This is a genomic window from Longimicrobium sp. (genome assembly GCF_048594345.1).
In the GTDB taxonomy this organism is placed as follows: domain Bacteria; phylum Gemmatimonadota; class Gemmatimonadetes; order Longimicrobiales; family Longimicrobiaceae; genus Longimicrobium.
The window spans coordinates 1-11,155 of record NZ_JBMDXM010000030.1; the positions used below are offsets into that span (position 1 = coordinate 1).

The window sequence follows — 11,155 nt, forward strand, 5'->3', positions numbered from 1 at the left end:
CGCGGGATACGACGGATCCAGCGGCAGGTACGCCGCGCCGCTCTTGAGCACCGCCAGCATGGCGACCACCATCTCCGCCGAGCGCTCCAGGCAGATCCCCACGAACGCTTCCGGCCCGGCGCCCAGCGCGGAGAGATGATGCGCGAGGCGGTTGGCGCGCGCGTCCAGCTCCGCGTAGGTCAGCGTGGCGCCGCGAAAGACCACGGCGGGGGCGTCCGGCGTACGCGCGGCCTGCTCCGCGATCAGCCCATGGACCGTCGCGGCGGATGCGTACCCGGCGTCCGTGTGGTTCCACTCCTCCAGCACCCTGCGGCGCTCGGTGCCTTCCAGCAGCTCCAGCCGCGACAGGCGCGCGTCGGCGTCGTCGGCCACCTGCTCCAGCACGTACGCCAGGTGGCGCAGCATCCGCCGGATGGTGCCGCGCTCGAACAGGTCGGTGTTGTACGCCAGCAGCGCGCGGAATCCGCCGTCGTTCAGGTCGAAGCCCAGGGTCAGGTCGAACTTGGTGGTGGCGGTGTCGGCCTCCACCGCCGACGCGTGCAGCCCCGGCAGTCCCTCGTCCTCCCCGCGCGCGCCGTCGATCAGGGAAAGCATTACCTGGAACAGGGGCGCGTGGCTCAGCGAGCGCTCCGGCTGCAGCTCGGCCACCAGCTTTTCGAACGGCAGGTCCTGGTGCTCGTAGGCGCCCAGCGTGGCCTCGCGCACGCGGTGCAGCACCTCGCGGAACGGCGGGTCGCCCGACAGGTCCGTGCGCAGCACCAGCGTGTTGATGAACAGGCCGATCAGCTCCTCCACCTCGCGGCGGGTGCGCCCGGCCACGGGGGTGCCCACCAGCACGTCGTCGGTGCCGGCGTACCGGGCCAGCAGCGCCTGGAAGGCCCCCAGCAGCACCATGTACAGCGTGGCGCCCTCGCGGCGGCCCAGCTCGCGCAGGCGCTCCAGCAGCCCGGGCGAAAGGTCCAGCTCCTCCGCCGCGCCGCGGTACGACTGCACGGCGGGGCGCGGACGGTCGGCCGGCAGTTCCAGCAGCGCGGGCGCGCCGGCCAGCCGCTGCTTCCAGTACGCCAGCTGCGCGTCCAGCACCGCTCCGGCCATCTCGCGGCGCTGCCACACCGCGTAGTCGGCGTACTGCAGCGCCAGCTCGGGGAGCGGAGAATCCATCCCCTGGCGGTACGCCCCGTACAGCGCCGACAGCTCGCGGAAGAGCACGCCCAGGCTCCACCCGTCGCTGGCGATGTGGTGGATGCACAGCAGCAGCACGTGCTCGTCGGCGGCCAGCCGCAGCAGCGACGCGCGCAGCAGCGGGCCCGCGGACAGGTCGAACGGCCGCGCGGCGTCCTCCGCGGCGCGGCTCCGCACCCGTTCCTCGCGGGCGGCGTAGTCCAGCGCCGCCAGGTCCTCCACCGGCATGGCGAAGCCGGCGAACGGCGCGATCACCTGCACCGGCCCGTGCTCGCCCTCGGCGTAGACGGTGCGCAGCGCCTCGTGGCGGCGCACGATCTCACCCAGGGCACGCTCCAGCGCGGCGGCGTCCAGCGGGCCGGACAGGCGCGTGGCGCCGGGGACGTTGTAGAAGGGGCTGTCGGGCTCCATGCGGTCCAGGAACCACAGCCGCTCCTGTGCAAAGGAGAGCGGCAGCGCGCCCGTGCGCTCCACCGGCACCACCGGGGCAAGCCGGGGCTGCCCCGCGCGCCGCAGCGCCTCGACCACCTGCGCCAGGCGGGCGGGGGTGGCGCCGGCGAACAGCTCGCGCAGCGGCAGCTCCACGCCGAAGACGGCGCGAACGCGCGAGGCCACGCGCGTGGCCAGCAGCGAGTGCCCGCCCAGCGCGAAGAAGTCGTCGTCGCGGCCCACGCGCTCCACCCGCAGCAGCTCCGCAAACACGTCCGCCAGCACCTCTTCGGCCGGGGTGACCGGCGCGGCGTAGCGGTCCGCGCCGGACATCAGGTCCGGCTCCGGCAGCGCCCCGCGGTCCACCTTGCCGTTGGGCGTCAGCGGCAGCGCGTCCATCGCGACGATCGTGGCCGGCACCATGTGGTCCGGCAGGCGGGCCGCCAGGTGCGCGCGCAGATCGGCCTCCGCCGCCGTCCCCACCACGTAGGCGATCACCCGCTTGTCGCCCGCGTCGCCGCCGCGCGCGATCACCGTGCAGTCGGCCACGCCGGGGTGGCCGCGCAGCACCGACTCGATCTCGCCCAGCTCGATGCGGAAGCCGCGCACCTTCACCTGCTCGTCCAGCCGGCCCAGGTACTCCACGACCCCGGAAGCGGCCCAGCGTACGCGGTCGCCCGTGCGGTACATCCGCGCACCGGGCTTCGCCGCAAACGGATCCGGGACGAAGCGCTCGGCCGTCAGCGCCGCGCGACCCAGGTAGCCGCGCGCCACGCCCTCGCCGCCCGCGTACAGCTCGCCGGGGACGCCGGCGGGCACCGGCCGCAGCGCGGCGTCCAGCACGTAGACGCGCGTGTTGCTGATGGGGGTTCCGATCGGCACCGGACCGCCGCTCCACGTGCCGTCCACCGTGTGGCAGCAGGTGAAGGTGGTGTTCTCGGTGGGGCCGTAGCCGTTGATCAGCCGCATCTCCGGAAAGTGCGCGCGCACCTTCGCCACCGCGTCCACCGGAAGGACGTCGCCGCCCGCCAGCAGCTGCCGCACGCCGCGCAGGTCCTCCAGCCGCTCCTGCACCATCACCTGGAACAGTCCCGCCGTCAGCCAGACGGTGGTGACGCCGTGGCGCACCAGCGCGCGGCCCAGTTCCTCCAGCGAGGGGTTGGTCCCCGGCATCACCACCAGCCGCCCGCCGTTGAGCAGCGCGCCCCACAGCTCCAGCGTGCTGGCGTCGAACGAAACCGGCGCGGCCTGCAGCATCACCTCGTCCGCGCCCAGCCACGCGTAGTTGGCGCCGCGCACCAGGCGGACCACGTTGCGGTGCTCCACGGCCACGCCCTTGGGGGTGCCGGTGCTGCCGGAGGTGTAGATGACGTACGCCAGGCCGCCCGGTCCCGTCTGCACCCGCGGATCGTCCGCCCGCTCGGCGGCGATCCGCTCCGCCGCGCCGTCGATGCTCACCACCGCGACGCCCTCGGCCGCGGGGAGCGATGCGCGCAGGGATTCCTGCGTCACCAGCACCGCGATCCCGGAATCCGCCTGCATGAACGCCAGCCGCTCGGCGGGATACGCCGGATCCAGCGGCACGTAGGCGCCGCCCGCCTTGAGGATCGCGAGAACGGCGGCGACCAGCTCGGGCCCGCGCTCCAGGCACAGCCCCACCCGCGACTCCGGCCCCACGCCCATCGCGATCAGGTGGTTGGCCAGGCGGTTCGCCCGCGCGTCCAGCGCCGCGTAGGTGACGGATTCATCCTCGAACGTCACCGCGACGGCGTCCGGCGTGCGCGCAGCCTGCTCGGCGAACAGCGCCTGGATGGAGGCGGCGGGGACGGGCACGGAGGCGCCGCTCCACTCCGCCAGCACCTGCGTGCGCTCCGCGGGACGCAGCAGCTCCAGGCCGGACAGGCGCGCGTCGGCGCCGTCCGCCACCTGCTCCAGCACGCGTCCCAGGTGCCCCAGCATCCGGCGGATGGTGCCGCCGTCGAACACATCCGTGGCGTAGACCAGCGTGGCCGACATGCCGCCATCCGCCGTGGGCGACATCGACAGCATCAGGTCGAACTTGGCCACCGGCATCTCCGCCTCCACGGAGGAGACCCCCAGGCCGGGGAGCAGCACCTCGGGCTCAGCCGCGCCGCCGGCGAGCGCGAACATCACCTGGAACAGCGGCGAATGGGTCAGGCTGCGCTCCGGCTGCAGCTCCGCCACCAGCCGCTCGAACGGCACGTCCTGGTGCTCGAAGGCGCCCAGCGTGGTGGCGCGTACGCGGCGCAGCACCTCGCGGAACGCGGGGTCGCCCGACAGGTCCGTCCGCATCACCAGCGTGTTGACGAAGAAGCCGATCAGCCCCTCCACCTCCGGCCGCATGCGTCCCGCGATGGGGCTGCCCACCACCACGTCGTCGCTTCCACCGTACCGGCCCAGCAGCACCTGAAAGGCGCCCATCAGCACCATGTACAGCGTGGCGCCCTCGGCACGGGCAAGGGCCCGCAGCCGCTCCACCAGCTCCGCCGGAAGCGCCATCCGCTCGTCGGCGCCGTGGTGCGTGGGCGCGGCGTGCCGCGGGCGGTCCAGGGGCAGCTCCAGCAGCGCGGGCGCGCCGGCCAGCCGCTCCTTCCACCACGCCAGCTCACGGTCCATGGCCTCGCCGCTCAGCTGGGCGCGCTGCCACACCGCATAGTCGGCGTACTGCAGCGCCAGCTCCGGCAGCGGCGACTCGCCGCCCTGGCGAAACGCGTCGTACAGCGCCGACAGCTCGCGGTACAGCACGCCCATGCTCCACGCGTCGCTGGTGACGTGGTGAATGCACAGCAGCAGCACGTGCTCGTCGTCCGCCAGGCGCAGCAGCGACGCGCGAAAGAGCGGTCCCGCGGCCAGGTTGAACGGGCGCGCGGCGTGCTCCTGGGCGCGGCGGGTGGCTTCGGATTCGCGCGCACCGGCGTCCAGCGCGGACAGGTCCGCGACGGGGAGCGTGAAGCCGGCGAAGGGTGCGATCACCTGCACCGGTCCGCCGTCGCCGTCGCGAAAGGCGGTGCGCAGCGCCTCGTGGCGGCGCACGATCTCGCCCAGCGCGCGCTCCAGCGCGGCCGCGTCCAGCGGGCCGGACAGGCGCGTGGCACTGGGGACGTTGTAGAAGGGGCTGCCGGGCTCCATGCGGTCCAGGAACCACAGCCGCTCCTGCGCAAAGGAGAGCGGCAGCGCGTCCGTGCGCTCCACGGGGACGACGGGCGGCAGCGGCGGCACCCCCTCGCGGCGCAGTGCCTCCACCACCTCCGCCAAGCGGGCCGGGGTGCCGCCGGCGAACAGCTCGCGCAGCGGCAGCTCCACGCCGAACACGGCGCGGACGCGCGAGGCCACGCGGGTGGCCAGCAGCGAGTGCCCGCCCAGCGCGAAGAAGGCGTCGTCGCGGCCCACGCGCTCCACCCGCAGCAGCTCCGCGAAGAGGCCGGCCAGCACTTCCTCGGTGGGCGTACGGGGCGCGGCGTAGCGGTCCGCGCCGGACACCAGGTCCGGCTCCGGCAGCGCCCCGCGGTCCACCTTGCCGTTGGGCGTCAGCGGCAGCGCGTCCATCGCGACGATCGCGGCCGGCACCATGTGGTCCGGCAGGCGGGCCGCCAGGTGCGCGCGCAGATCGGCCTCCGCCGCGGTCCCCACCACGTAGGCGATCACCCGCTTGTCGCCCGCGTCGCCGCCGCGCGCGATCACCGTGCAGTCGGCCACGCCGGGATGGCCGCGCAGCACCGACTCGATCTCGCCCAGCTCGATGCGGAAGCCGCGCACCTTCACCTGCTCGTCCAGCCGGCCCAGGTACTCCACGACACCCGACGCCGCCCAGCGGACGCGGTCGCCCGTGCGGTACATCCGCGCGCCCGGCGCCGCGGAGAACGGGTCGGGGACGAAGCGCTCGGCCGTCAGCGCCGCGCGACCCAGGTAGCCCCGCGCCACGCCCTCGCGGCCCGCGTACAGCTCGCCGGGGACGCCGGCGGGCACCGGCCGCAGCGCGGCGTCCAGCACGTAGACGCGCGTGTTGCTGATGGGGGTTCCGATCGGCACCGGGCCGCCGCTCCACGTGCCGTCCACCGTGTGGCAGCAGGTGAAGGTGGTGTTCTCGGTGGGGCCGTAGCCGTTGATCAGCCGCATCTCCGGAAAGCGCGCGCGCACCTTGGCCACCGCGTCCACCGGAAGCACGTCGCCGCCCGCCAGCAGCTGCCGCACGCCGCGCAGGTCCTCCAGCCGCTCCTGCACCATCACCTGGAACAGGCCCGCCGTCAGCCAGACGGTGGTGACGCCGTGGCGCACCAGCGCGCGCCCCAGCTCCTCCAGCGAGGGATTCTTCCCCGGTATCACCACCAGCCGCCCGCCGTTGAGCAGCGCGCCCCACAGCTCCAGCGTGCTGGCGTCGAACGAGACCGGCGCGGCCTGCAGCATCACCTCGTCCGCGCCCAGCGACGCGTAGTTGGCGCCCCGGACCAGGCGGACCACGTTGCGGTGCTCCACCGCCACGCCCTTGGGGGTGCCGGTGCTGCCGGAGGTGTAGATGACGTACGCCAGGCCGCCCGGTCCCGTCTGCACCCGCGGATCGTCCGCCCGCTCGGCGGCGATCCGCTCCGTCGCGCCGTCAATGCTCACCACCGCGACGCCCTCGGCCGCGGGGAGCGATGCGCGCAGGGATTCCTGCGTCACCAGCACCTGGATCCCGGAGTCCGCCTGCATGAACGCCAGCCGCTCGGCGGGATACGCCGGATCCAGCGGCACGTAGGCGCCGCCCGCCTTGAGGATGCCCAGCACGGCCGCGACCAGCTCGGGCCCGCGCTCCAGGCACAGCCCCACCCGCGACTCCGACCTCACGCCCATCGCGATCAGGTGGTTGGCCAGGCGGTTCGCCCGCGCGTCCAGCGCCGCGTAGGTGACGGATTCATCCTCGAACGTCACCGCGACGGCGTGCGGCGTGCGCGCGGCCTGCTCGGCGAACAGCGACTGGATGGAGGTGTCGGAGGGGTACGCCGCATCCGTGCGGTTCCACTCGTCCAGCACCTGCGCGCGCTCCGCGGGACGCAGCAGCTCCAGGCCGGACAGGCGCGCGTCGGCGTCGGCGGCCACCTGCTCCAGCACGCGCCCCAGGTGCCCCAGCATCCGGTGGATGGTGCCGCCGTCGAACACGTCCGTGGCGTACACCAGGGTGGCCGACATGCCGCCGTCCGCCGTGGGCGACATCGACAGGGTCAGGTCGAACTTGGCCACCGGCATCTCCGCCTCCATGGGCGAGACCCGGACGCCGGGAAGCGCCCAGCCCGTCTCCTCGGCGCCCCCGGCAAGCATGAACATCACCTGGAACAGCGGCTGATGGCTCATGCTGCGTTCCGGCTGCAGCTCCGCCACCAGCCGCTCGAACGGCACCTCCTGATGCCCGAACGCCCCCAGCGTGGTGGCGCGCACGCGGCGCAGCACCTCGCGGAAGGCGGGATCGCCCGACAGGTCCGTGCGCATCACCAGCGTGTTGACGAAGAAGCCGATCAGCCCCTCCACCTCGCGCCGCGTGCGCCCCGCGATGGGGCTGCCCACCACCACGTCCTCGCTTCCCGCGTACCGGCCCAGCAGCACCTGAAAGGCGCCCATCAGCACCATGTACAGCGTGGCGCCCTCGGCGTGGGCGATGGCCTGCAGCCGCTCCACCAGCGCGGCGGACAGCTGCATTCGCTCGCTGGCGCCGTGGAGGGACCGCGTGGCCGGGCGCGGGCGGTCCAGGGGCAGCTCCAGCAGCGCGGGCGCGCCCGCCAGCCGCTCCTTCCACCACGCCAGCTCGCGGTCCATGGCCTCGCCCTGCAGACGGGCGCGCTGCTCGGCGGCGTAATCCGCGTACTGCAGCGCCATGGGCTCCAGCGACGGCTCCGCGCCGGCGGCACAGGCGGTGTAGATCTCGGTGAGCTCGCGGTACAGCACGCCCAGGCTCCACGCGTCGCTCACCACGTGGTGCATGCACAGCAGCAGCACGTGGTCGTCCGCGGCAATCCGCAGCAGCGAAGCGCGGAACAGCGGTCCGGCCGCCAGGTCAAACGCGCGCGCGGCGTCCTCGGCGGCGCGGCGCGCCACCCCGGCTTCGCGAGACGCGGCGTCCAGCGCGGACAGGTCCTCGACGGGGAGCGTGAAGGCGGTGAACGGCGCAATCACCTGCACCGGCACGCCGTCGCTTTCGGTGAAGGTGGTGCGCAGCGCCTCGTGGCGGCGCACGATCTCGCCTAGCGCGCGCTCCAGCGCGGACACGTCCAGCGGGCCCGACAGGCGCAGCGCCTCGGGCATGTTGTACAGCGCGCCCGCGTTCTGCACGCGGTCCAGAAACCACAGCCGCTCCTGCGCGAACGAGGCCGGCCCCGTGCGCGTCCGGTTCATCCGCTCGGCCAGGATGCGGCGCAGCATCTCCTGCTTCTGGGTGAGCGAGAGCGGGGCGGAGGTCTGGGTAGGCACCGTCATGACAGAATGGGATTCTCGAGGTCAGCGCTCAGAAGGCGGTCCAGCTCGTCTTCGGCAGTGTCGTCCAGCATGTCCGGCGGCCGGTCCGCAGCCACAACGCGGCGCGGTCCAGCCGCAGCCCAGGGCACGGGGCAATCCGGACGAGGGTGCGTTCTTCGATCGGGATCGAACTCGCGGCGTCCGCGCGCGGGCGTGAACGCAGGGGCGGGCCGGGGTCCACCCGCCGCGCCTGGCCGTGCATCGCGCGGCGCAGCGAGGAGTGGGTCCCGGACAGCGCCGCCCCGGCACGGACGCGCAGGCGACCGCGTCCGCGGGGTCACGCCATCAGCGGCGTGCGTCGAATGTTTGCTTATGTGTTGTCGGATAAGGGAGGTGCACCAGGCGCACTGCTCCGTCTCCCAGTGCGGACCCGGGGGACTTGCCCCCGGCCAACCAGGGTCTCCGACTAACCCCTTACGACAATACTATTGGGAACGGATGAGAATACTTCACTTCATCTGTTCCGTCAAGGCGCGCATCCCCCATGTCTTGCCGTCCTGCAAAGACATATGGCTTTCCATCCCGAGCGTCGCACGAACACACGGACGAATCTGGAGGGTAGCCGCGGGATAGGGCCAGGGCGCATCACGTGGCTACGTGTCTGCGCTCCATGAACATACACGAACTGGCGAATAACGTGAGTGGGCATGCAAACATACAGGAAAACGCACAAACCCGCAACTGATGTTTCTGTGTTCTCCTTACGAACACCAGCCCGGTGCCCCGGGCAAACGACAACGCTCGCACTACCTGCACACACAGATGCACAAACGAAGCGCACACCTCGGATCAGGCACGGCCGCAAACGCGTTGCATCCACGCCCGCCATGAGGGTAGAACGCCAAGTTCACACCGTATTCACGATTACCACGCGAGACGGAATAGTGACGGGATGAACGCCAGCAACATTCCGCAACGCATGCCAGGGCTCGCGGACGCGCCGTCCCTCACGACAAACGCTTCTTTTGCGTCTTCGTATTTACAGGTACTCTCCGCAGGCCTCGACGGTGGAGAACGCGCGGGGAGCATCCGCTCCCGGAGCACGTGGAATCCACAAAACGGTCGCGGCGCGAACGACCGCGAGCAGCGATGACCCTGCCTCGAGCGAGCCGTGCCTCCCCCGCATCCCGGCCGTTGGGATCATCCATCCAGGCCGCCGTGGCCCCGGAGCACCCGCCAGGGCCACCGCCGGAGCACCCGCCGTCACGACGACAGGGTGCTCTCCATTCCGGCGCTCAGCAGGCGGTCCAGCTCGTCCTCGGACAGGCCGTCGATCATCGTCAGCAGGCGGTCGGGGCTGGCACCGGCGGCGTCCACGGCCTCCGGCGCCCACACCGCGGCACCCGCCGCGCCGCGCTCGCCCAGCCAGCGGGCCAGCCCCGCGACCGTGGGATGGTCGAACAGCGCCACCACCCCGACCTCCACGTCCAGCGCCTCGCGCACCCGCGACACCACTCGCGTGGCCAGCAGCGAATGCCCGCCGATCGCGAAGAAGTTGTCCTCCACCCCCACCCGCTCTATCCCCAGCACGTCCCCCCAGATCTGCGCCAGCGCCTCCTCCGCGGGCGTGCGCGGCGCTACGTACGCCTCTTCCACCGACGCCAGATCCGGCGCGGGCAGCGCCCTGCGGTCCAGCTTTCCGTTCGGCGTCAGCGGCAGCGCGTCGAGCGGGACAAACGCGGACGGCACCATGTACTCCGGCAGGCTCTGCCGCAGGTGCTCCCGCAGCGCCTCCGCCTCCACCTCGCCAACCACGTACGCCGCCAGCCGCTTCTCCCCACCCGCATCCTCCCGCGCCACGACGGCGCAATCGGTCACCGCCGGATGGCGGCGCAGCGTCGCCTCGATCTCCCCCAGCTCGATCCGGAAGCCGCGCACCTTCACCTGCTCGTCCAGGCGGCCCAGGTACTCGATCGTGCCGTCCGCCAGCCACCGCACCTTGTCGCCCGAGCGGTACAGCCGCGCGCCGCCTTCCGCCGAGAACGGATCCGGGACAAAGCGCTCCGCCGTCAGCCCCGGGCGGCCCAGGTACCCGCGCGCCACCTGCGCACCCCCGATGCACAGCTCGCCCGGAACTCCCACCGGCAGCGGCCGCATCCCCGCGTCCACAACGTACACACGCGTGTTCTCGATCGGCCCGCCGATGGACGGCGCGCGAGTCCCTTCCGTCTCTACCACGCCCGACGTGGCCACGACGGTGCACTCCGTGGGTCCGTAGTTGTTGCTCACCACGAACGGCAGCCCCGCACCCGGCCGCGCCCGCAGCCGGTCACCCCCCGTCAGCATCCACCGCAGCCGCGCGTCCGCCGGCCACTCCAGCGCCAGCATGGGCTCCGCCACCGGCGTGGGGATGAAGGATACGGTGATCGCGTTGTCCACCAGCCAGTCCCGCAACGCCGGCGGATCCGCCCGCACCTCGTCCGGAACGGCGTGCACCGACGCGCCACGGGTGAGGTACGGCCACACCTCCCACACCGCCGCGTCAAAGCCCGGGCTGGCCAGCTGCGTCGCCCGGTCCGCGCCGGTGACGTCAAAGGCGCGCGCGTGCCAGGCGCACAGGCTGCCCAGCGACGCGTGGTCCACCGCCACACCCTTGGGCGTACCCGTGCTCCCGGAGGTGTAGACCACGTACGCCAGGTTCCCCGGCGCCGCCCGGTTCGGCAGATCCGCCGCGCTCTCCCCCGCGATCGCGCCGGCTTCCTCGTCCACCCGCACCACCCGGACGCCCTCCACCGCCGGCGCGGCGAAGCGCCGCTCCGTCAGCAGCACGGCCGCGCCGGAATCGCGCAGCATCAGCTCCAGCCGCGAGGCCGGATACGCGGGATCCAGCGCCACGTACGCGCCGCCCGCCTTGAGGGTCGCCAGGCCGCATACGATCAGCTCGGCGCCGCGCTCCAGGCAGACGCCCACCCGCACCTCCGGGCCCACGCCCAGCCGGACCAGGTGCCGCGCCAGGCGGTTCGCCCGACCGTTCAGCTCCGCGTAGGTGAGCGGCACCCCGCCCGACACCACGGCTACGGCGTCCGGCGTCCGCGCCGCC

General features: G+C 73.0%; 2 protein-coding genes. Both read right to left on the bottom strand.

The window, feature by feature from the left end; genetic code table 11:
• Positions 1-8,070 (bottom strand): amino acid adenylation domain-containing protein (locus ACOJUJ_RS03115; protein ID WP_420125381.1); only part of this gene is annotated, 8,070 nt, incomplete at its 3' end.
• A 1,248-nt stretch (positions 8,071-9,318) separates the two neighbouring features.
• Positions 9,319-11,155, bottom strand: a 1,837-nt coding sequence (locus tag ACOJUJ_RS03120; RefSeq protein ID WP_420125382.1) for a non-ribosomal peptide synthetase, incomplete at its 5' end; no start/stop codon positions are given.